This window comes from Nitrincola salilacus (genome assembly GCF_046271865.1).
Classification (GTDB): domain Bacteria; phylum Pseudomonadota; class Gammaproteobacteria; order Pseudomonadales; family Balneatricaceae; genus Nitrincola; species Nitrincola salilacus.
In genome coordinates, this window is record NZ_CP176580.1 from 4,455,842 (window position 1) to 4,478,226 (window position 22,385).

21 protein-coding genes are annotated in these 22,385 nt (G+C 54.4%); 10 read left to right on the forward strand and 11 right to left on the reverse strand.

All coding sequences use genetic code 11. The annotated features are described in order from the left end of the window. Positions 1 to 13: 13 nt before the first annotated feature. The 3 genes from ACK3CJ_RS20510 to ACK3CJ_RS20520 all read right to left on the reverse strand — a co-directional run bounded on the left by ACK3CJ_RS20510 (position 14) and on the right by ACK3CJ_RS20520 (position 4,623). Entirely contained in the window at positions 14 to 1,264 is a 1,251-nt protein-coding gene (locus tag ACK3CJ_RS20510; protein ID WP_409524051.1) for a sarcosine oxidase subunit beta family protein, read from the reverse strand. Positions 1,265 to 1,297: 33 nt separating this feature from the next. Further along, the gene (gene glyA / locus ACK3CJ_RS20515) at positions 1,298 to 2,593 is read right to left on the reverse strand and encodes a serine hydroxymethyltransferase (protein WP_409524052.1); all 1,296 of its coding nucleotides are present in this window, start codon (positions 2,591 to 2,593) and stop codon (positions 1,298 to 1,300) included. Positions 2,594 to 2,775: 182 nt separating this feature from the next. Next, the gene (locus tag ACK3CJ_RS20520) at positions 2,776 to 4,623 is read right to left on the reverse strand and encodes an ABC transporter ATP-binding protein (RefSeq protein WP_409524053.1); all 1,848 of its coding nucleotides are present in this window, start codon (positions 4,621 to 4,623) and stop codon (positions 2,776 to 2,778) included. A gap of 265 nt (positions 4,624 to 4,888) precedes the next feature. Here ACK3CJ_RS20520 and ACK3CJ_RS20525 point away from each other — a divergent pair, with 265 nt between their 5' ends. From ACK3CJ_RS20525 to map, 7 genes are all read left to right on the forward strand, one after another. Beyond that, positions 4,889 to 5,656, forward strand: coding sequence for an ABC transporter ATP-binding protein (locus tag ACK3CJ_RS20525; protein ID WP_151702341.1), 768 nt, complete (start codon positions 4,889 to 4,891; stop codon positions 5,654 to 5,656). Positions 5,657 to 5,670: 14 nt separating this feature from the next. After that, positions 5,671 to 6,375 carry an ABC transporter ATP-binding protein gene (locus ACK3CJ_RS20530; RefSeq protein WP_409524054.1) on the forward strand — a complete coding sequence of 235 codons (705 nt, stop codon included), beginning with the start codon at positions 5,671 to 5,673 and terminating at the stop codon, positions 6,373 to 6,375. Between the two features lie 18 nt (positions 6,376 to 6,393). Next, positions 6,394 to 7,392, forward strand: coding sequence for a branched-chain amino acid ABC transporter permease (locus ACK3CJ_RS20535; RefSeq protein WP_409524055.1), 999 nt, complete (start codon positions 6,394 to 6,396; stop codon positions 7,390 to 7,392). Continuing rightward, positions 7,389 to 8,663: a branched-chain amino acid ABC transporter permease gene (locus ACK3CJ_RS20540; RefSeq protein WP_409524056.1), complete on the forward strand. Its 1,275-nt coding sequence runs from the start codon at positions 7,389 to 7,391 to the stop codon at positions 8,661 to 8,663. Before ACK3CJ_RS20535 ends, ACK3CJ_RS20540 begins: the two co-directional genes overlap by 4 nt. A 256-nt stretch (positions 8,664 to 8,919) precedes the next feature. Further along, on the forward strand, positions 8,920 to 10,605 hold the full coding sequence (locus tag ACK3CJ_RS20545) for a diguanylate cyclase domain-containing protein (protein WP_409524057.1): 1,686 nt from the start codon (positions 8,920 to 8,922) through the stop codon (positions 10,603 to 10,605). A gap of 90 nt (positions 10,606 to 10,695) precedes the next feature. Next, positions 10,696 to 10,914 carry a ParD-like family protein gene (locus ACK3CJ_RS20550; protein WP_409524058.1) on the forward strand — a complete coding sequence of 73 codons (219 nt, stop codon included), beginning with the start codon at positions 10,696 to 10,698 and terminating at the stop codon, positions 10,912 to 10,914. Further along, positions 10,895 to 11,680, forward strand: a complete 786-nt coding sequence (map, locus tag ACK3CJ_RS20555; RefSeq protein ID WP_409524059.1) for a type I methionyl aminopeptidase — start codon at positions 10,895 to 10,897, stop codon at positions 11,678 to 11,680. The genes ACK3CJ_RS20550 and map overlap by 20 nt, the downstream gene beginning before the upstream one ends. Before the next feature lie 23 nt (positions 11,681 to 11,703). On the opposite strand, the gene arfB is transcribed toward map, so the two are convergent. Beyond that, a complete protein-coding gene (gene arfB / locus ACK3CJ_RS20560; protein ID WP_409524060.1) occupies positions 11,704 to 12,117 on the reverse strand; it encodes an alternative ribosome rescue aminoacyl-tRNA hydrolase ArfB in 414 nt (137 codons plus the stop codon). A gap of 85 nt (positions 12,118 to 12,202) precedes the next feature. On the opposite strand from arfB, the gene ACK3CJ_RS20565 reads away from it, so the two are divergent. Further along, positions 12,203 to 13,063 (forward strand): PA4780 family RIO1-like protein kinase, encoded by an 861-nt coding sequence (locus ACK3CJ_RS20565; protein WP_409524061.1) that lies wholly within the window; start codon positions 12,203 to 12,205, stop codon positions 13,061 to 13,063. Between the two features lie 23 nt (positions 13,064 to 13,086). Here the strand turns inward: ACK3CJ_RS20565 and ACK3CJ_RS20570 are convergent, their stop codons facing one another. Continuing rightward, on the reverse strand, positions 13,087 to 13,968 hold the full coding sequence (locus tag ACK3CJ_RS20570) for a DMT family transporter (RefSeq protein ID WP_409524062.1): 882 nt from the start codon (positions 13,966 to 13,968) through the stop codon (positions 13,087 to 13,089). Positions 13,969 to 13,987: 19 nt separating this feature from the next. Then, positions 13,988 to 14,863: an AraC family transcriptional regulator gene (locus tag ACK3CJ_RS20575; RefSeq protein WP_409524063.1), complete on the reverse strand. Its 876-nt coding sequence runs from the start codon at positions 14,861 to 14,863 to the stop codon at positions 13,988 to 13,990. Between the two features lie 228 nt (positions 14,864 to 15,091). Here ACK3CJ_RS20575 and ACK3CJ_RS20580 point away from each other — a divergent pair, with 228 nt between their 5' ends. Further along, complete coding sequence (locus ACK3CJ_RS20580; protein WP_409524064.1) at positions 15,092 to 16,006, forward strand: DMT family transporter; 915 nt, start codon at positions 15,092 to 15,094, stop codon at positions 16,004 to 16,006. Positions 16,007 to 16,127: 121 nt separating this feature from the next. On the opposite strand, the gene ACK3CJ_RS20585 is transcribed toward ACK3CJ_RS20580, so the two are convergent. From ACK3CJ_RS20585 to ACK3CJ_RS20595, 3 genes are all read right to left on the reverse strand, one after another. Then, entirely contained in the window at positions 16,128 to 17,330 is a 1,203-nt protein-coding gene (locus ACK3CJ_RS20585; protein WP_409524065.1) for an ABC transporter substrate-binding protein, read from the reverse strand. Between the two features lie 129 nt (positions 17,331 to 17,459). Beyond that, positions 17,460 to 18,350, reverse strand: a complete 891-nt coding sequence (locus tag ACK3CJ_RS20590) for a DMT family transporter (protein ID WP_409524066.1) — start codon at positions 18,348 to 18,350, stop codon at positions 17,460 to 17,462. Positions 18,351 to 18,449: 99 nt separating this feature from the next. Then, on the reverse strand, positions 18,450 to 19,172 hold the full coding sequence (locus ACK3CJ_RS20595; RefSeq protein WP_409524067.1) for a helix-turn-helix domain-containing protein: 723 nt from the start codon (positions 19,170 to 19,172) through the stop codon (positions 18,450 to 18,452). 106 nt (positions 19,173 to 19,278) lie between these two features. Here ACK3CJ_RS20595 and ACK3CJ_RS20600 point away from each other — a divergent pair, with 106 nt between their 5' ends. After that, positions 19,279 to 19,857 carry a 2-hydroxychromene-2-carboxylate isomerase gene (locus tag ACK3CJ_RS20600; RefSeq protein ID WP_409524068.1) on the forward strand — a complete coding sequence of 193 codons (579 nt, stop codon included), beginning with the start codon at positions 19,279 to 19,281 and terminating at the stop codon, positions 19,855 to 19,857. Here ACK3CJ_RS20600 and ACK3CJ_RS20605 read toward each other — a convergent pair. Together ACK3CJ_RS20605 and ACK3CJ_RS20610 are read right to left on the reverse strand one after the other, a co-directional pair. Then, complete coding sequence (locus ACK3CJ_RS20605; protein ID WP_409524069.1) at positions 19,822 to 20,844, reverse strand: alpha-L-glutamate ligase-like protein; 1,023 nt, start codon at positions 20,842 to 20,844, stop codon at positions 19,822 to 19,824. The two genes, ACK3CJ_RS20600 and ACK3CJ_RS20605, sit on opposite strands and share 36 nt — an antisense overlap. Next, positions 20,828 to 22,354 (reverse strand): inactive transglutaminase family protein, encoded by a 1,527-nt coding sequence (locus tag ACK3CJ_RS20610; RefSeq protein WP_409526631.1) that lies wholly within the window; start codon positions 22,352 to 22,354, stop codon positions 20,828 to 20,830. The genes ACK3CJ_RS20605 and ACK3CJ_RS20610 overlap by 17 nt, the downstream gene beginning before the upstream one ends. Positions 22,355 to 22,385 lie beyond the last annotated feature (31 nt).

Here is a 22,385-nt window from a genome sequence, read left to right on the forward strand (position 1 = left end):
GAATTCCCTCGAATCAGTGGGCGACGCCGGCAGCGCCGTGCTCGTCGATCAATTGGCCAGTATGGAAGCGATCTATACTGAAAGGTGCCGCCAGCGGATGGGCATAGCCCTTGGCCAGCGTCCAGGCAAACACATTGCCGGAGCCCGGTGTGGCCTTGAAGCCACCAGTACCCCAACCACAGTTGAAGAACAGCCCCTTCACTTTTGTAGCCGACAGGATAGGACAGGCATCCGGGCAGGTATCCACGATTCCGCCCCACTGACGATTCATGCGCACCCGTGAAAAGACCGGGAACATCTCAACGATCGCCTGCAGCGTGTGCTCAACCGTCGGGTAGCTGCCGCGCTGGCCATAACCGTTGTAGCCGTCAATACCGGCACCGATGACCAGATCGCCCTTGTCCGACTGGCTGATATAGCCATGAACATGGTTGGACATCACCACCGTATCCAGAATCGGTTTGATCGGCTCAGATACCAGCGCCTGCAGAGGATGCGATTCCAGTGGCAGTTTGATACCCGCCATCTTCGCCAACACACTGGAGTTACCAGCCGCGACACAACCGACACGCGTAGAACCGATAAAGCCGCGATTGGTTTCAACACCGATTATCTGGCCATCTTCGATCCGCATGCCGGTCACTTCTGTCTGCTGCAGCAGATCCACACCCAGACTGTCAGCACCACGGGCAAAGCCCCAGGCAACAGCATCGTGACGCGCCACACCGGCGCGTGGCTGCCAGGAAGCACCCATCACCGGATAGCGAGTATTAGCGGAGCAATCCATCATCGGCACGATCTCGCTGACCTGCTTTGCATCCAGCACTTCGCCGTCGATACCGTTCAAACGGTTGGCATTGACGCGGCGCTGTATATCACGCATATCCTGAAGCGTGTGGCCCAGGTTAAGAACGCCGCGCTGCGAGAACATCACGTTGTAGTTGAGATCCTGCGACAGTCCTTCCCAGAGCTTCATCGCATGCTCATACAGATGAGCTGCCTCATCCCACAGGTAGTTGGAGCGTACGATAGTGGTGTTACGTGCGGTGTTGCCGCCACCCAGCCAGCCCTTCTCGATCACAGCGATATTGGTCATACCGTGCTCTTTGGCCAGATAGTAGGCGGTCGCCAGACCGTGACCACCGCCACCAACGATGATCGCATCGTACTGCTTTTTCGGTGTGGGATTACGCCACATCCGCTGCCAGTTCTCATGATGAGTGAGGGCATGTTTGGCCAGCCCGAAACCTGAATAACGCTGCATACTAACTCTCCAGTTAAAGCTCCAGGGCCTGTATCAGCCGCGGGTACCGGTATAAACAGGGAAACGCGCGCAAAGCTCAGCCACCTTGCCACGAGTCTGCTCTTCGATGGCAGCGGTATCTTCACCGGCAGCCAACACGTCCAGAATATCGCAGATCCAACCGGACAACTGCGTGCACTCAGCCACTTCAAAGCCGCGAGAGGTTACCGCAGGGGTACCGATACGCAGTCCAGAGGTGACAAACGGGCTCTGTGGATCATTCGGTACGCTGTTTTTGTTCACAGTGATGTGCGAGCGACCCAGCGCAGCATCAGCATCCTTCCCGGTGATCGCCTGACGGATCAGGGAGACCAGGAACAGGTGATCCTCGGTGCCGCCGGAAACGACATCATAGCCGCGTTCGATAAATACGCCGGCCATCGCCTTGGCGTTATCCAGCACCTGCTGCTGATAGGTTTTGAACTCCGGTGACATCGCCTCTTTGAACGCGACGGCCTTGGCTGCAATCACATGCATCAGTGGGCCGCCCTGCTGACCGGGGAATACAGCGCCGTTGAGTTTTTTGTGCAGCGCTTCGTCATCCAGCGCAGTCAGAATCAGACCACCACGTGGACCACGCAGGGTTTTATGCGTTGTAGTGGAGACAACATGTGCATGAGGCAGTGGGCTGGGGTAGAGACCCGCCGCAACCAGACCCGCCACGTGTGCCATATCAACAAACAGGAATGCGCCCACTTCGTCGGCAATACGACGAAAACGCGCCCAGTCCACCACCAGTGAGTAGGCAGAGAAACCGGCAATGATCATTTTTGGCTTGTGCTCACGCGCCAGTGCTTCAACCTGCTCGTAGTCGATCTCGCCGGTTTCCGGCTTCAGACCATACTGCACAGCATTGTAGTTCTTGCCGGAAAAGTTAGGCGCAGCACCGTGCGTCAGATGACCACCGTGTGCCAGGCTCATGCCCAGAATCGTATCACCCGGTGATACCAACGCCATAAAGACCGCCGCATTCGCCTGTGCACCGGAGTGTGGCTGCACATTGGCATAGCTGGCACCGAACAACTGGCAGGCACGCTCAATCGCAAAGGCCTCAACCTTATCAACTGCTTCACAACCGCCGTAGTAACGCTTGCCCGGGTAGCCTTCGGCATATTTATTGGTCAGCTGACCGCCCTGAGCTTCCATCACTCGCACACTGGCGTAGTTTTCGGAGGCAATCAGTTCAATATGCACTTCCTGGCGCTCTTGCTCCTCATTCAGTGCCGCCGCAAGTTCGGCATCAAAAGCATCAAGTTTATCTTCACGGGCATAGCCATCACGGTTGATCATCTGCATCTCCTGTCTTTTATTGTGTAGCAAAATACCCTCCAGGACGGCACTCCTGGTACTTTGCCATGCTTGGTGCGATGTTAGTCTGACCCTTGCTCAGTCAGATGCTTGCCACCGTCAAGACCCGCACCATTTGCGACACACCTGTCTCTAAGCGACAGCAGAGATCGATAGCTGCGTATTCAGTCTAGTTGATAACCCTTTGCCTGCAGATGGAAGAGGTCGGCATAGCGCCCGTTCAGCGCCAGCAGTTCCTGATGCGTGCCACGCTCCACAACACGCCCGGCATTGATCAGCACGATCTGATCGGCATTACGCACGGTGGAGAAACGATGCGAGATAAGAATCACCATGCGTTGCGTTGTATGCTGGCGGAAATGTTCAAAGATCGTGGCCTCCGCTTCGGCATCCATGGCCGCCGTCGGCTCATCCAGCACCAGAATATCGGCTGCGCTGCGCATGAAGGCGCGGCTTAACGCGATCTTCTGCCACTGCCCGCCGGACAGCTCCTGCCCACCCTTGAACCAGCGCCCGAGCTGGGTGTGATAGCCTTTATTCAGTTCGCGAATAAAAGAATCGGCCAGTCCCAACTCACCGGCTTCCTGCCAGCGTGTTTCATCATCAAAGGCTTCGACATCACCCGCGCCCAGATTTTCGCCGACCAGCAACTGGTAGCGAACAAAGTCCTGAAAGATCACCCCGACGCGCTGACGCAGTCGTACCGGGTCCCAGGCATTCAGATCCAGCCCATCCAGTAGAATGCGACCGGATGAAGGTTGATAAAGACGTGTCAGCAGCTTGATCAGTGTCGTCTTGCCGGAACCGTTCTCACCCACCAGCGCAAGACTCTGACCGGGCTTGAGATGCAAGGATATAGACTGCAACGCAGGGCGCTGACTGCCGGGATAGGTGAAGCTGACCTCCTCAAAACGGATACCGTCTCCTGGATCAGGCCCTTCAGTGGCGTCACCGGCATCAGCTTCCACCGGCTGCTCCAGATACTCATACAGATTGGACAGATAGAGGTTATCCTCATACATGCCGCTGATCGCCGTGAGGCTGGCACTGATCGCGGCCTGCCCCTGCTTGAACACCATCAGATACATGGTCATCTGCCCCAGCGTAATCAGTCCCTGTACGGTTTCAATCACTATCCAGGCATAGGCGCCATAAAACGCCAGCGTTCCCAACAAGCCCAATGCAAAACCCCAGCCATCACGGCGCAACGTCAGCCGCCGGTCCTCAGCATAGAGCTTGTGGAAAATATCCTTGTAGCGCTGCAGGAAGAGTTTGCCGAGCCCGAACAGCTTGACCTCCTTGATGCTGTCTTCACGTGCCAACACGGTTTCCAGATACATCTGCATCCGTGTATCGGACGAGCGCCAGCGGAACAGACGGAAAGCATCACCGGAAAACTTGGCTTCGGCGATGAACACCGGCAAAGCAGCCAGAAACAGCACCAGTATCGCCCAGGGTGAGAACTGCACCAGCAGAAAGGCAAAACTGAGCATTGAGATCGCGTTCTGGATCAAACCGAAGGTCTTGTTGACCAGCGCGAGCGGACGTACAGATGCCTCACGTCTGGCCCGGGTCAGCTTGTCGTAGAACTCGGAGTCTTCAAACTGAGCCAGCGACAGGGTCTGCGCTTTCTCCAGTATCATCTCATTGACCCGCTGCCCGAGCAGGGCTCGCAGCAGGGATTGCTGCGCCGACAGGCCGCGCTGTGCAGCCGATATCAGCACGATCACCAGACACTCCATCAACACGAAGCGCAACATCGGCCAGTAGTCCGCCTGACCGTGCACTTGATGATCGGCAATTGCCTGTACCACCGAGTCCACGATCAACTGCCCGAGATAAGCGGCAACGGCGGGGAGTACGCCAGCCACCAGTGTCAGCAGACCCAGTCCCCAGGTCAGCCCCCGGGACGTGGTCCAGACCAGCTCTATGGCACGTCGGCTGTAGCGGAATACCGAGAAAAAACGATGCAAAAAGTGTTTCCCATCATCCCATTGTGGTGGTGCTGACAAAATATTATCTCCTGCTGATCTATACTGCTGCTGAATGTCTGGCGCTTGTAAGATGCTCTGAACAAGGCGAATTCATGGGATTTCGACTTTAGATGAATAACCCGGATAGGTTTCTGACCCCGACTGGGCTAAAATGCGCCCCCATAAGCGCGGGCATCACCCTTTCCCGTGTGTCAGAACCGTTTCGCCTACAGGCGATACAATAATAACAAACCGGTCAGCGGTCATTACCAATGGCCGTACTGCTTACTTTTCGGGAGGTTTAATGGGTTCAATTATTGAAGTCAATAATGTATCCAAATCGTTCGGTAGCCTCAATGTCATCAATGATTGTTCCATCAAGGTAGAGCAAGGCTCAATCACTGGCGTCATCGGCCCCAACGGAGCAGGTAAGTCCACCCTCTTCAACATCATTGCCGGCACATTTCCAGCTGATACCGGCACTATACTCTTTGATGGCGAAGACATCACCTCGATCCCATCCAATGAACTCTTCCACCGCGGACTGTTGCGTACTTTTCAGATCGCGCAGGAGTTTTCCAATATGTCTGCTCTGGAAAACCTGATGATGGTGCCGCAGCAGGAGGGCGAGAATCTGTTCAATGTCTGGTTCAAGCCGGGGCTGGTACGCAGCCAGGAAACCGCCGTGCGGCAGAAGGCTCTGGAAGTGATCGACTTTGTCGGCCTGAGCCATGTCAAGAATGAGCTGGCTGGCAACCTGTCCGGTGGCCAGAAAAAACTCCTGGAACTGGGTCGCACCATGATGGTGGATGCGCGTCTGGTGCTGCTCGATGAGATCGCCGCCGGGGTCAACCGTACTCTGCTGCAGGAACTGATCGCCAACATTCTGCGTCTGAACCGCGAACTGGGTTACACCTTCCTCGTTATCGAGCACGATATGGACATGATTGCGAAGCTCTGCAATCCGGTCATCGTGCTGGCTCAGGGCAGCGTAATGGCCCAGGGCACGATTGAAGAGATCCAGGCCAATACAGAAGTCATCGAAGCCTACTTCGGCAACGACGCACATTGAGACAGGAGCAGACAATGGTATTACTGGAAGCAACCAATGTGCACGGTGGCTATGGTGGCATGAATATTCTGAACGGCGTCAACATGACGATCGATCAGAGTGATATCGGTGTCATCGTCGGCCCTAACGGGGCTGGCAAATCCACCATGCTGAAGGCGATTTTCGGCCTGCTGCATGTTAATGAAGGCAGCATACTGCTGCGTGGCGAAGAGATCACCAACGCAGAGCCCACTGAACTCGTCAGTAAAAAAATGGCGTTTGTGCCTCAGGAGAAGAACATCTTCCCGAGCCTGAGCGTGCAGGAAAATCTGGAGATGGGCGCCTTCAGCCGTAAGGATGATTTCGCTCACATGCTGGATCAGGTCTACAGCTTTTTCCCTCCACTGGCCGACAAGCGTAAACAGCCGGCAGGCGAACTGTCGGGCGGCCAGCGCCAGATGGTCGCGATGGGGCGCGCCCTGATGATTGAGCCCAGCCTGTTGTTGCTGGATGAGCCAACGGCAGGACTTTCTCCTCTGTACATGGCGGAGATTTTTGAACGGATCATCACCATCAACAAGGCCGGTGTCGGCATTTTGATGGTGGAGCAGCACGCCAAACAGGCGTTGCAGATCGCCTCCAAAGGCTTCGTGCTGGCAGCGGGTCAGAACCGCTTCACCGATACCGGGGAAAACCTGCTCAATGATCCGGAAGTCGCCAAGGCGTTCCTGGGTGGTTAATCTGACGAGGATTGCGTTTTGAACGAATTAGTCTTTTTTCTCAATAATGTGGTGATCTCCGGACTGGTGATCGGCTCGATCTACGCCCTCGGCGCGGTCGGTATCACGCTGATCTTCAGCATCCTGCGTTTCGCCCATTTCGCCCATGCAGACATGATGACGCTGGGTGCCTTTTACGCGTTTTTCCTGACAGCGATGTTCCCTGCAGTCGGACCTGCCATCGGCCTGCCAACCGCATTTATCATGCTGCCGATAGCCATGGCACTGACCGCCGTAACGGCGATCTACCTCGACAAGGGGTTCTACAGGCCGCTGCGCAAGCACAACGTCAAGCCGATTGTCATCGTGATGGCATCGCTCGGTGTTACACTAATGCTGCAGGGCCTGATCCGCATGTTCATGGGCACCAGTGCACGCAATATGTATATCGATGACCGCAAGGATATCTTTCGCATCGACCTGCCCTTTGAGCTGGCCAGTCGTCCACTGGTGATCACCGATCCGCAGATACTGCTGTTCATTGTGCTCATTGTTTCGGTGATTTCACTGCACCTGTTCCTGACCCGTACCCGTCTCGGTAAGGCGATGCGCGCCATGTCCGATAACCCGGATCTGGCCAGTGTCTCCGGTATCAACACCGATACCGTCGTCAAGGTCACCTGGGTAATCGCCGGCTGCCTGGCCGCTGCGGCTGGCACCATGCTGTCGCTCGACGTTACGCTCAAGCCGGATCTCAGTTTCCACCTGCTGCTGCCGATCTTCGCCGCCGCCATCGTCGGTGGTGTCGGTCATCCCTATGGAGCATTGGTTGGTGGGTTTGTGATCGGCTTCGCCGAGACACTGTCGGTCTTCAACTGGTCAATTCTACTGCGCCCGTTCCGCGATTATCTGTGGTTTGATCTGCCCAGTAGCCTTGCCATCGTGCCAACCGAATTCAAGATCACCGTGCCTTTCTTCATACTGCTGGCGATTCTGGTCTGGCGTCCTACCGGCCTCTTTAAAGGGAAGGTACTATGATGTTGTCAAATACCGCTTTAAAAGAAATGATTCTGATCACCGCTCTGGTGGTCGCCATGCTGCTTCTGATCAGCATCATGGGCTCGGCCTATGGTGTTCGGGTACTGGTTGAAGCCAGCTGCTACGCCATCATTGCACTCGGTCTGACGATTCAGTGGGGTTATGCCGGCCTGTTTAACGCAGGCATCATGGGGTTTGTCGCTCTGGGTGGTTTCTCTGCCATGTTGATGACTTTCCCTACCAATCCACGCTTCTGGGAAACCGATCTGCCGGGTGAACTCGGTGGCGCTTTCCTGAAGCTGATTATCGGTGTTCTGCTGGTGGTTGCAGCCAGTCAGTTGCACCGCCTCAAGGTACCACGCAAGATTCAGATCCCCTTCACCATGATCCTCGGTGCTGTGGTTTACTTCTGGGTGATCAACGGTTTTGCACCAGTCACCAGTGCAATAGTGTCTGAGGCTGGTTTTATCGGTGGTTTCGGCCTGCCGATCTGGGTCGGCTGGACCGTCGGCGGCATCCTGGCCGGTACCGTGGCCTACTTCATTGGCCATATCTGTCTGGGCCTGCGTAGTGACTATCTGGCGATCGCCACACTGGGTGTTGCTGAGATAATCAAGGCGTTCCTGAAGAACTTCGAGTGGATGACCCGCGGCACGCTGACCGTCTCCCCCCTGCCCTGGCCTGTACCGGGAGCTGGCGAAGTCGGTTTTATCATGGCGCGCGCACTATACCTGTCGGTCACGGCGGTGATGATTGCGGTGATCTTCTTCCTGCTCCACCGCGCCTATAACGGCCCCTGGGGCCGCATGATGCGCGCTATCCGCGACAATGAGATCTCCTCATCCGCGATGGGTAAGGATGTCAACAAGCGTCGTCTGGAGGTGTTCATCTTCGGCTGTGTCCTGATGGGCATCGGCGGCGCGGCACTGGCTACCTTCAACGGCATTTTCGACCCTAACGGTTACCTGCCGCTGAACCATACCTTCCTGATCTGGGTTATGGTGATTCTGGGTGGTCCAGGCAATAACATCGGTACACTGTTCGGTGCTGTGCTGGTTTATGTGGTCTGGGTCATGTCAGAACCTGCTGCGCTGGCTCTGCTTAATGCCATCAGTTATCTGGGTGATCTCTGGTTCGCCTGGGAAGCGCCAAGCGACTTCTCCAGCCGCGCTCTGCAGGCCAGGGTGTTCAGTATCGGACTGATCATCACGCTGGTACTGCGTTACGCACCGAAGGGATTGTTCCCGGAGAAAATTGCTCAGTATAAGTAATCATGCCCCTCGGATCGGGTCGCCATCGCGACCCGATCTGTTTCAATGAACACCCTCTCGGCCACCATTCAAACTAACAGCAACCCTCAGCGCCCTTTATCAGTAGCATTCGCTACTCAATATCAAACAGTCTACACATCTCCCCCTACATATGTGAATATAAGGCTCATGATAAACAGAAGAGGCTGATGTGCTGTTATCACAACATCCGGATTACACTGATACTGGCCGAAAACAACTCCATTGCGGGTCACCAGTGCTAACCGTACTATTGCTGCTTTGCCTGTTGTTTCTATCTCATGCGGTCGCTTCCGATCTGCAACAGCAAGGGCGCTGGGTTGGATCTGAAGCGCAGCATGCAATATCCTCCTTAGCCGCACTGCCCGATGGTCCTGCCCCCAAGGTCAGCGGCAGTTATACCTATCTGCTGAACCTGACACTGACACAGCCGGAATCCCTGGTGATCGACTTCAGCAATTCATCGGTGTTGGGACATTTTCGCCACTCAGTCTACGATGCTCAAGGTACGCTGTTGGTCGAGTTGGAAGGTGGCGCCAGCAGTGCGACTGTTGATCCCTATTTCCTGCGTCACGGCCGTCCCTTGCAACTACCTGCAGGCGAGTATCAAATCCTGAGTCGACTGCAGAGCCCTTTTTATATCGCGACACCCACACCCATGCTGTTCAACGAGGAGCAATACAAGAAAACAATCAACCGCGCCAATGCGCTGGTACTGATAGGGCTTGGCATATTCATAGGACTGGGCTTTTACTATCTGGTGATGGGTGTCTGGCGTCGCGCCCTGACAGATCTGCTGTATGCAGGTTTCATATTCAGCAATCTGACCTATAACGCCTCCGCACTCCTGGTACTCAAAGGGCTGTTTGGCCCACAGTGGTTTTATCTCTCCAGTGTGCCGATTCTATTCTCCAACCTGTTATACATCCTCTTCGTACTGAAGCTTCTGGAGATTACTCGCCGTCGTAACCCTGTCATCTGGCACCTGGGAGCTCTGGCAATAATCACGTTGACCTGCTTCTGGCCAATTGCCTGGCTGCGCCCGGAATGGACACTTGAGCTCGCCCGCTATGGTGTATTTATCTTCGGATTCTTCGGGCTGCTGGCCGCCATCGCACGTTTGCGCCAACGCAGCAAAGTGGCTGGATTCTATCTGATTGCGAACGTCGCATTTCTGGTGCCAGCGCTGATAGCCATCTCCAGCAGTGGCATGGCTTACAGTAATATCATCTGGATTGAACATATCGGCCTGCTCGCAGTACTGATAGAGGTTCTGCTGCTGGCACAGGTCATGAGCTATCAGGTCGGATTAATACATCGTGAGCGTCTGGATGCACTCGCCGCAGTCTCGACAGCGCAGCAACTGGCACTGCAGGCGCAGCACGACGCCCTGACAGGATTGCCGGGGCGGGCTCTGTTCAATGAGCTGCTGCAACACACTCTGGCGCTTTCACAGCGCACCAAACTACCGCTTGCGCTGCTCTACCTGGACCTGGATAACCTTAAGCCGGTCAACGATCAATATGGTCATGACTTTGGTGATGCCCTGCTGGTCGAGGTTGCGCAGCGACTCAAACAACGCATCAGAGCAGGCGACACAATAGCGCGAATCGGTGGTGATGAGTTCGTCATCATTCTGTCCGAAGTGGATGATGTCCAGGAGGCACAACAGATTGCCCGTGAGCTGGCCGCTCTGGTAGCGCGCCCGATCGCTTGCTACAAGCGAGTGATCGCTACCTCCGTCAGCATTGGCATTGCGCTTTATCCTGAACATGGACAGGATGCCGAAACACTCCTGCGCCATGCAGATCTGGCTATGTATGAAGCAAAGCAGAATGGGCGCAACCGCTCTTGCCTGTTTTCAGCAACTGATGTTCTCGACACTCCAACAGCGACTCAAAGATCGATTCAACCTGTTGACTGACCTAATGGTAGATGGACAAAAGGGCTTATTGATCTCTCCCAATAAGCGAATATATAATACATATACGTTTCATATATTCGGAGCACTTTAATGGGTATCGTCAAGATCGATGAGGAGCTGCACGAAGAGCTGCGCCTCGCCAGCAAGGCAATGTCGCGCTCCATCAATGCCCAGGCCGAGCACTGGCTTCGCATGGGTATGCTGGCTGAACTCTATCCGGATAAAACCTATCAGGAGCTGACGCGCATGCTGCTCGGCGCTCATTCATCCACCATCAGAAAGATACTGCATGAATTCGAACCTGCTTAAATCGTCTGCTGAGCTGCACACCATGCGCCATGCCGGACAACTGCTTGCATCCGTTTTCGCCATGCTCGACAGCTATGTGCGTGAAGGGATCAGTACTATGGATATCAATCAGGCGGTTGATCGCTTTATCCGGCGCGAACTCAAGGCTCGCCCTGCCAGTGTCGGGCAATATGACTATCCCTACGCCCTGAATGCTTCAATCAATGACGAGGTGTGTCATGGCATGCCCAGTTCCGAGCGTAAACTCTGCAATGGCGATATACTGAATCTGGATATCACGCTGGAAAAAAACGGCTTTATCGCCGACTCCAGCAAGATGTATATGATCGGCAGCGTTTCTGAAGAGGCCAGAAGACTGGTACAAACCACCTATGACGCCATGTGGGCCGGTATTCGGCAGGTGCGCCCCGGTGCCACACTGGGGGATGTCGGACATGCGATACAGCGCCATGCCGAAGTCGCTGGCTACAGCGTTGTGCGCGAGTATTGTGGGCACGGTATTGGCCGCGAGATGCATGAAGAACCAGAGGTGTTGCACTACGGCCGCCCTGGTACAGGTTTGAAGCTGAAACCCGGCATGGTATTCACGATTGAACCGATGATCAACCAGGGCACTGCACGATTACGCCACAAGCGGATGAAAAATGGCTGGGATATCGCGTTGACACACGACCAGCAGCTATCTGCACAATGGGAGCATACTATCGCGGTGACACCCGATGGCTACGAAGTGTTGACACTCAGACCTGAAGAGCTCGCTGAATAACGACATGCAGACTGAGCAATCCTTCAGGAATCCACCTTGCCACGCAGCGCCTTGGTTTGACCGTGCTGGGTTTTCTTATCCATGCGTCGGCGCTGCGAGCCTCGCGTGGGTTTGGTAGGCCTGCGGCTCTTGACCGGCCGGATCGCTTCAAGAATCAGCTCTTTCAACCGCTGCAGCGCATCCTCCTTATTCTTCTCCAGTGTTCGATACTGCTGCGCTTTGATGATCAGTACACCATCACTGCTGATACGCTGATCCGACAGGCGCAGTAATCTCTCCTTGTAGACCGCAGGCAGCGATGAGTGTGGAATATCAAAACGCAGATGAACCGCCGACGCGACCTTGTTTACGTTCTGGCCACCGGCACCCTGAGCACGGATCTGGGTAATCTCTATTTCCCAGTCTGCAAGCTGGAGTGTTTCTGAAATAACTAGCATTAAAAGGGTCACTTAAAATAGGTAAAGTTTATCAGAACACAGCCCCCATATTCCCCGCAACCTTCAAATGCTGTATAAGGTCTGCATGAAAATCCCGAAAAGAATACAGCCACTGGTAGAAGACGGCCTGGTGGATGAAGTCCTTCGCTCTCTGATGAGCGGGAAGGAAGCTGCCGTTTATGTCGTGCGCTGCGGCGATCAGATCCGCTGCGCCAAAGTCTATAAAGAAGCCAATCAACGCAGCTTCAAGAAGGCTGCTCAATATCGCGAAGGGCGCAAGGTACGCAACAGCCGCCGAGCCCGCGCGATGGAGAAGGGCTCAAAATTTGGCCGAAGCCAGCAGGAAAGCAGCTGGCAGAATGCCGAAGTTGAAGCCCTCTACCGCTTATCCAGTGCAGGTGTTCGCGTTCCGCAACCCTATGGTTGTGTTGAGGGTGTACTCCTGATGGAGTTGATTACAGGGGATGATGGCAGCGAGGCACCACGCCTGAACGATGTGATTCTGACACCGGAACAGGCGCGCGAAGATCACGCTTTCATCATGCACAATGTGATGCTCATGCTCTGTGCCGGACTGGTGCACGGCGACCTCTCCGAGTTCAATGTACTGCTGGATGAGTATGGCCCCGTCATCATCGACCTGCCACAGGCCGTTGAGGCTGCCGCCAACAACAATGCCCAGCAGATGCTTACGCGTGATGTGGATAACATGACGGCCTACTATGCCCAGTTTGCGCCGGAGCTGAAAAATACCCGCTATGCGCGTGAGATCTGGTCACTCTATGAGGCGGGTGATCTACACCCTGATCATGAACTGACCGGGCTGTATCAGGACGATGATCATATATCGGATGTTGACAGCGTGCTGGAAGAGATCAAGGCGATCATGGAACAGGAACAGGACCGCCAGCGACGACTGAAAGAAGCTGCTGAGCCGGAAAGCTGACGGTAGCGGCTGTTTCGGCCGTGTCAGCTTCGGCTTCTGCGTTTTTCACTGAATACATTCACCAGATTGCCGGCAATGATCAGGCCTGCTCCCAGCAGCAGGAAAAGATCCAGCCTCTCGCCATACAGCAAGAATCCCACCAGTGCGATCAATGGCAGGCGCATGAAGTCCATCGGAACCACAATCGTGGCATCGGCAACCGCCATCGCTCGTACAATACAGTAGTGCGCTGTCAGCCCCGTGATACCGACGATCACCAGCCACGGCCAGAGCGCCTGAGAAGGCGTTGTCCAACTGAATAGAGCAGGGATCAAGCCAAGCGGTAGCTGCATCAGCATCATGTAAAACAGAAGGGCCAAAGCCGTGTCCCGACCGGACAGCTTCTTGGTCAGGGTATGCGTCATGCCATACGCCACCGCACTTGCCAATGCCACCAGTGCCGCCGGGTGGATCACGGCCAGTCCTGGCCGCAGCATCACCAGCACACCGCTGAGGCCGATCAGAATCGCCAGCACTCTGGGCAGGGTAATGCGCTCTCCCAGTAGAATTGCCGCAAACAGCGCAGTCCAGATAGGGACGGTGAACTCCATGGCGAACACAGCTGCCAGCGGAATGAAAGCGATGGCATAAAACCAGCAGAACTGGCCGGTGAAATGCACCGCATTACGCATCGCATGCAACCCCAGATGATCCGTCCGCAGTTGCTGCCAGCCACTGCGGCTGAGAAGGGCAGACACGATCAGCAAGCCGATCATGCTGCGAAAGGCCAGGATCTGAAAGGTGGACAGTTCAGCGGACAGTTCACGCGCGGCTATCGCCATCACGGAAAAGGAGATCAGAGCACCGCTCATCCAGATGATGGCGGTTACGACTGGATGCCGTGTAGTTGTCAGGTCAGACGCCATAGATCCTCATGGCAAAATGTCAGGGTTCGGATTTCCTCAGACGCGAAGGCTGCACACCCTTCACCTGCCGAAAGCGGTTGGATAGATGACTGGAGGAGCTGAAACCGCAGCTCAGAGCAATATCCGCCAGTGACAGTGTACTCTCCTTAAGCAGAGATTCCGCTCGCTGGAGGCGCCTCTGCAGCACATACTGATGTGGTGCTAACCCCTGACTCTGACGAAACATGCGTGAGAAGTGATACTCACTCAGACATACCTGAGCCGCCAGATCTCGCAGCAGCAACGGTTGATCCAGATGTTGCTCGATATACTCCTGCACTCGCCTGAGCTGATAGGGTGCCAGTCCACCACGGGTCTGAGGCAGTTGCCAGTTGCACTGGGCATAGGTTTTGAGCAGATGGATCAGCAGCAAGGTTGTTGCGCTGCTCAGAGCCAGTTGATCACTGCGTTCCTGCCAGTTCAGATTCAACAGGAACTGATGATAGAGCGCTGAAATACTGGCATCTTCTGCAAAGTGTCTTTCATCCAGCAGCAGACTCGTTGGCGACCTGTCCCACACCTGTTCGGTCAGGGTCTTGAGATGCTGATCAGTGAAGTACAGGTGCACAAACTCCAGTGGGCCACGGATATCCCAGGCTGACTCCAGATCCTTCGGCATCAGACAGAAACGCCCGGGAGCTCCGCCATTGCGCCAGCCATGAGGCGTCTTGCGATAACATTCAAAGCCTTCTGCCACATACAGACTCAGCGTGTGGTGGGCAGACTTATCCAGAGCAATATGATCATCATCGTTATACCAGCGCGCCAGACCCATACCATTTTCAAGGCTGGACCCCGCTTTCAGCACCGGCTTATGCCGGCTCATCTGCTCAAATACCTGATATTGCGAATGCATGACGACTCCTGCTCTCTCCTTCAGCCGATTATGTTACATCGATACTAAACATACCCCCTGATTCTGCCAAGCAGATATGACCTGAACCGGATAAAAAAGCGCAAGAATGTGCAAGTTGAACACTGGAATCTGCAAGACTCCACATATCAGATCTGACTATAGTGGCAGCTCAACAACAGATGACTGCTGCTGACTCCCTGACAGCCAGCACTACCTTCAAGGATCATCATGAACACCTTACTCTATATCACTACAGTTCTGATCTGGGGCACCACCTGGATCGCCATCGCTTTTCAGCTCGGTGAAGTGGCGGTCACCGTTTCCGTTTTTTATCGTTTCGCGCTGGCGGCATTGATATTGCTGCTCTGTCTGGCACTGCTGGGCAAGCTGCGAAGGATCGGTGCTCGTGATCACCTTTTCTGCCTGCTACAGGGCATGTGCGTTTTCTGCTTCAACTTTCTGCTCTTTTATACGGCCACCCAGTACATCACGTCGGGGCTCAACTCAGTCGTCTTCTCCATGGCCGTGATGTTCAATGCGATCAACGGTGTGATCTTCTTCCGCCTGCCAATCACCTCACGCATCTATCTGGCCAATGCACTGGGCTTGATCGGCATGCTGCTGCTGTTCTGGCCGGATCTCAGCGGTGAGTCCTTTAACCTCGAGGTACTCTTCGGTCTGGGTTGTGCTCTGCTCGGCACCTATGGATTCTCACTGGGCAATATGATCAGCCTGCGCCATCAGCGAAAAGGGCTTGATCTGCTGTCCACCAACGCTTATGCGATGTCCTATGGCGCACTGACGATGCTGACCATCGTGCTGCTGAGCGGCACCCCTTTCACACTGGATACCTCTTTCAGTTATCTGAGCGCACTGTTTTATCTGGCGGTGTTCGGTTCGGTCATTGGCTTCGGCGCTTATTTCGCCCTTATCGGGCGCATCGGAGCGGGTCAGGCCGCCTATGCCACTCTGCTGTTTCCATTGGTCGCGTTGGGCATATCAACAGTGTTTGAGGGCTATGTCTGGACACTTCCAGCGGTGCTCGGGCTGGTAATGATTCTGGTAGGGAATGGTGTAATGTTTATCAAATTCAGCTCTGCCAAGCCTACTGCTGTGACGACAGCTTCAGCCAAAGAGGCCTGATCCGCATTACTGACAACTGTTCCTGCATTGCCAGCATACTGCACATCCCTGTGCATAAAAAAGCCCTCTCTGACCGGAGCCAGGGAGGGCTTGAAAGGATGAATTACAAACTAAACTGAAATCAGTCTGCGATCAGACCAACAGTTGTGAAAGCACCATCGGTGACAACCATCTCTTCGATGATACCGGGTACGTTACCCAGCTCATCAAAATCCTGACTACCGGATGCGCCTTCGTAGTTGATATCCTGACCTTCTTTGATCAGTGCGATTGCTTTCTCCCACTCTCCCGGCATGATCACAACGCCTGGAGGTGAAGCCACTTCACGCAGTGCTTTATTCAGACCTTCACGATCAGCACTTCCATTTTTCTCGATCGCCAATGCGATCAAGAAAGCGGCATCATAAGCCTGGCCAGCAAATACGGCATTAGGGTCCATACCTTCAGCAGTGGCCGCTTCTGCATACATGCCAGCTCCTGGGATATCGGGTGTACCAGGACGGGTTGCAATCATGCCTTCGAGGACATCCGCACCCACAGCGCGCACCAGACCATCACCGACCATACCGTCGGCGCCGATGTACTGAGTAAAGTTACCGCTTTCGTATGCCTGACGCAGAATCGTCTGACCAGACGTATCGGCATAGGCCAGCACGACAAGATTATCGACACCATGAGAAGCCAGACCACCCAGCTCGGAACGGTAATCAGCCTTGCCATCTTCGTGGGCATCATTCGCTGCAACATTTCCGCCACCGGCTGTATAAGCGGTGGTGAAGGCACTCGCCAGTCCCTGCCCATAATCGTTGTTGACGTAGGTAACGACTACATCTTCAATACCCTTGGACAGCAACAGTTTTGCCAATACTTCACCCTGATAGGAGTCTGAAGGAGTTGTACGGAAAACCAGATCGTTGTCCGCAATCTCGGAGATTGCTGGTGATGTAGAGGCAGGGGATACCATCAAGACACCCGCTGGTACCCCGACGTTATTTGCTGAAGCGATAGTAGCGCCGGAGCACAGAGCACCAACGATAGCCGTAACGTTTTCAGTGTTGATCAGACGGTCTGCAGAGTTGATGGCTGCAGAGGCTTCTGTACAGGTTGTATCAGCAGAGAGCAGTTCGATAGTCTGGCCGTCAAGGACGCCACCCTGCTCATTTACTTGCTTGATAGCCAGTTGTGCGCCAGCGAGGATTGGAGGTGCCAGGCTCTCAATAGGACCGGTAAATCCACCCAGAAAACCAACCTTGACTTGTGCCTGAGCCACGCCAATTGCCGATACAGCAATAATGGCAGCACCCAGTAATGTCTTTTTGAACATTGCGTTTCCCTCTATCTTATTTTTGACGTTCAAACGCCCTAATGTTGCTCACTTTTTTCAAGAAAAACAATCTTTCATTTTGCTTCTCGTGTGATAGAAACATTCAGGTTAAGCATAGACTACAAATCTTTACGCAGGCTTAACCATCTGACGCTTGCGGTGAGTCCACCCTGCCACCAAAGCTCCCACTACAATGGCAACACAGGCATAAAACACTCGATTGCTCGCTTCTGCTTCACCCACCAGAATCAGCAACAGTGTCGAAATCAGCGGGGCCGCATAGGCCAGCACGCCCAGCAGTTGCAGATTGCCGTGCTTGATCCCGTAATCCCATGTAAAGAAAGCGATCCCGACCGGACCGATACCCAGCCCGATCACCCCCAGCCACTGCAGAGAGGTCGCTGGCCATACCGTCGTCTCAAACAACAGATGACAGAGCCAGGCCAGCAGTGCCGTGACGGCACAGAAGCCACCCACCGTATCTGTCGGCACCGCTTTGGTCACACGACTTAGAACTGAATAGCTGGACCAGATCAAGGCACAAGCCAATGCAGCCAGATAACCCTGGAGATACTGTGCTTCGAAACCCTCCCCCTTACCGATCAGCACCCAACAGCCAGACAGCGCAATCAGCGCCCCCACCCAATGCTTGGCCCTCAACGACTCACCGGGCAACAGCGCCGTGAAGACCACAATCAGCAGCGGCCAGAGATACGCCAGCAGGCTGACCTCCACCGCAGGTGCCTTGGACATCGCGATAAAATAGAACAGGTGATATCCGAACAGACCACCCACACCCAGCAGCCAGACCGGCAAAGGCTGGCGCAGATAGTGGCCGGGATGCTCGCCCTTGATGATCCACTTGAGCAGCATCGTACTGGTTGCCAACGTAAAGGTCATAGCCAGCAGTTGAAAGGGCGGAATCTCACTACCGGTGAGCCGTGTCATCAGTGCCAACGCACCCCAGAGCACAATGGAGATGGAGCCTATGGCTGTTGCGCTGGCCGTATGGGATCGCATGATTGACATCTCGATAGTAACAGTGAGCGTTCAGTCTAATGCGGACGGGCCGTGGAAACTTTGTTGCAGGCGCAGAAAAATGTGTCTGATCGGAAGAAGTCAGGGCTGTCGGAAGCGTCTTGCAGAACAACCATGATAGGCGCTGAAGCGAGCGCTGAAAGCCGAGAGATTCTGATAACCACAGGCATCGGCAACCTGCTGTACGCTGAGATCCGTTTCCTGCAGAAGTGTCAGCGCCTGCTGCATGCGCAGCTGCAATAGATAGTGCTGCGGTGAGAGCCCTAGCTGCTGCTGAAACAGGTTCTGCAGTTGTCGGCTGCTCAGGCGCGCCATCCCGGCCACCTGTTGGATGCGCAAGGGACGACCCAGATTCTGCTGCATGAAATCCACAGCCATTTGCAAGCGTCGATCCAGCTGCACACGACCATCAGGCTGTTCACAGAGGAGTTGAAGCAACAGTTGCAGCATCAACTGCTTATTGGCCTCAGACACGCCAGACAAAAGCGCGCGCGACAAAAAGCTCAGATAATCACTGAGCGCTGGTTTCAGCGTCACAAAACCACCCAGATCCTGCAATGTATTAACGTCACCTTCCGCCAGATCCGCAACGATAAAGCCATTATCCTGAGCAGCAGAAAAGCTATGTGAACTGCCTGCCAGCACGACGGCGCCGTGCCGCGCGTCGACACGCCCGGCACGCCGGTCTATCTCCATATCCAGACAGCCACGCAGGGGCATCACCAATTGGTGATAGCTGTGCTGATGCTCACAGGCATCCGCCTGATAACTGCGTACATCCATCGTGCCACTGACTGACAGCATGGTTCACTCTCTGGTTGTAATCTCTGGTTTCAATCTCTGCAAAGGTTGCAACTGACATTCAAAACAGCAAATATAATACCCGACATTCAGACACTGAGTATAATACATGCGCCATGAGATAGATTTTTACTACGACATCGTCAGTCCTTACAGCTATTTCGCCGCGATCCAGATTGCCCGACTCGAAGCAGAAACCGGTGCCAGAGTGACCTGGAAACCTATTTTTCTTGGAGGCCTGTTTCGCGAGCTGGGAAATACTGCCCCCTTGAGTCTGGCACCCAAAAAACACTATATGATTGAACAGGACCTGCCTCGCCTGGGGAGGCATTATGGTGTGCCCTATCAGCAACCCGCAGTGTTCCCAACCAACACACTGACTGCCCAGCGCGCACTGGCTGCCCTGCCAGTCGATGAGCGTCCGTCCGTATCGCTTGCCCTGTTTGATCACTATTGGGGACATGGCAGAGATGTTGCCGATATAGCTCTGCTGCAACAGGTATTTAACAGCACTGCATTAGAGAAAGCAGGCTCTGACGAAGCTAAAAGTGCCCTGAAGAACAATACCGATGAAGCGATCGCACGCGGGGCTTTTGGAGCCCCGACGCTGATATGGAAGGAAGCGATCTACTTTGGCGCAGATCGCATTCAGCTACTGCTGAACGACCTCATCGAGGTCGGAAAATGATTCAAAAAGCGGAGTAGTCGTAAAGAGTCGCTGTGCACTGGCAGCCCGTTCCACGGACGTTTCAGTTTCATGATCCAGCCGCAGGAGGTGCTGATCAATGACTTGGGTCCGCAGACTCAATCCCGTCCCGTTCGCCATCTGAATCGCCAGACCTGGTCTGGCATTCAGCTCCAGCAACTGCGGCCCTTTGAACTGATCCAGCACCAGATCCACACCCAGGTAACCAAGACCCGTCATCTCATAGCTGCGTGCGGCCAGTCCCAGCAGTTGTGTCCAGCCACTGATCTTGAGTTCCGACAACAACTGCCCGGTATCCGGATGATGAGTGACCGGACGGTCATGCTGAATCGCCTTGACCGCCTGGCCGTCGGCGATACTGATACCCACACCGATCGCACCCTGATGCAGGTTGGCCTTACCATTTGAGCTGCGCGTCGAGAGCCGCATCATCGCCATTATCGGATAACCCCGATATACGATCACACGAATATCAGGCACTCCCTCAAAGGTATAGTGGCTGTAGCTGGGATCAAAACGTATCAGCCCTTCGATCAGCGCCACATCAGGATTACCGCCCAGACTGTAAAGGCCGGAGAGCAGATTCGACAGATGACGCTCTACATATAAACGCTCCACCCAGTCACCACTGGATTTCTGAAAACGCCCATCTTCCTGCTTCAGGATAACCAGAATCCCTTTGCCACCACTGCCTTTAGAAGGCTTGATCACAAACCCTTCAGCACCACGAATCTGACTTTCCAGCTGGGCGATATCACCCTGAGTGCGAATGACACCCAACAATTGAGGTGTCGAGATGCGATACTTCTGTGCCAGCACCTTGGTTTTCAGCTTATCATCCACAAGCGGGAACAGGCTGCGGTCATTATAGGCGCCAATATAACTGATATTGCGTTCATTCATGCCCAGAACTCCGGCTGCACGAAGTGCCTGCCAGCGCTGGGTAAGCAGTTTAATCGCTCCGAGCATCGGATCGCTCCATCAGAGGTTTAAATCGCCAAAGTTCCAACAAACGGTATCCGGTGTAGCTGCCAAACATCATGATCAGCGCCAGCACAACCAGTTGCAGCCCCAGAAAGTTGAACATCCAATAACGCATCCAGGGGAACTGCATGACAAAGAAGGCCAGTATTGCAGTCAGCAGACTACCAAAGCCCTGAACCATGACATCTCGAGGCCCCTCCTCTTCCCAGAGGATCGACATACGCTCAATGGTCCAGGCCAGGATGACCATCGGGAAGAGTGACATCTTCAAGCCATCACTGATACCCAGATGAAAACTCAGAACCGAGAAAAGGGAGATCAATCCGATAACGCAGACGATCACAGCCGACACTCGTGCGACCAGCAACAGGTTGAGATAAGCGAGAAACTGCCTCAGCACCAGACCTGCTCCGACGACCAGCAGGAATGTCAGAATGCCGGTCAGCAGTGTCATCTCCAGAAAAGCCATTGCGATCAGCACCGGCATGAAAGTACCTGCCGTTTTCAGGCCGATAAGCACACGCAGCATCACCACCACCAACGCCCCCAGCGGCAGCAGCAGAATAATTTTGAAAATCGCCTGTTCTGAGATTGGCAGGCTGTGAATAGACAGGTTCAGCACAGCATCCGATATCGCCAGCGCATGGACACTACTTGAGGCTGGCTCCCGTGTACTCAGCATGGAGAAGGTCAAACGAGAGTCATATCCTCCCTCGACTTCGAGAGTCGGCACTGCACTCTGCTGCCAGAGCATAAAGGGGCGTGTTTCGCGCTGTACGATATCGATTTCAGGATCAAACAGCTGCCAGTGATTGCCTGAAAACACCTGTACAATGGGCTGCAGCGTCTGCTGCCGCCGACCATCCTCCAGGCTCAGACCATGCAGAACTCGCGACGGGACTTCAGCCTGATTCAGCAACAACACCATTACGTCCGCCAGTGAGTATTCACTCAGAAGCAACTGGACATGCTGATGGTTGCGACTGGACAGGCGCTGCTGCAGGGCCCTGGCCAGACTGAAAGGGTCTGCAGACTCTCGCCAGGCTTCGGTCAACAACTGATGAGCAGCGGTTTCCAGCGCCGGAGACCAGATAACCTGCTGAATACGCGGGGGCTGTCCGACACTGACGTTGTTATCACTCTCATCAACCTGAAACTGAGCCCGATAATAGAGCACCTGAGGACCATCCACTTCACGGATAGTCCACTCTGCCATACGGGCGTCTTGATCCGATATATGCAGACCATAGCCAGCAGAGGCCGTATGTTCCGCACTCAGAAGAAAGCCAGGCTGAGACTTGGGCAAAGCCAGACGAACACTCACTGGGGTACCACGCGCCACAAACTCAACCTTGGCCTCGACATCCCAGTATTCACTGTCAGCACCCGGCAAAAAAGGAACCTGATGCACTGCATAGCGATAGTAACTATGCGCAGCACCGATAAGAATCAGAATCAGAGCGGTCCAGAAAAGACGTTTATTTGTGTAGATCATCACAGCAGCGGTTTCTCACGGGCGAAGGTAT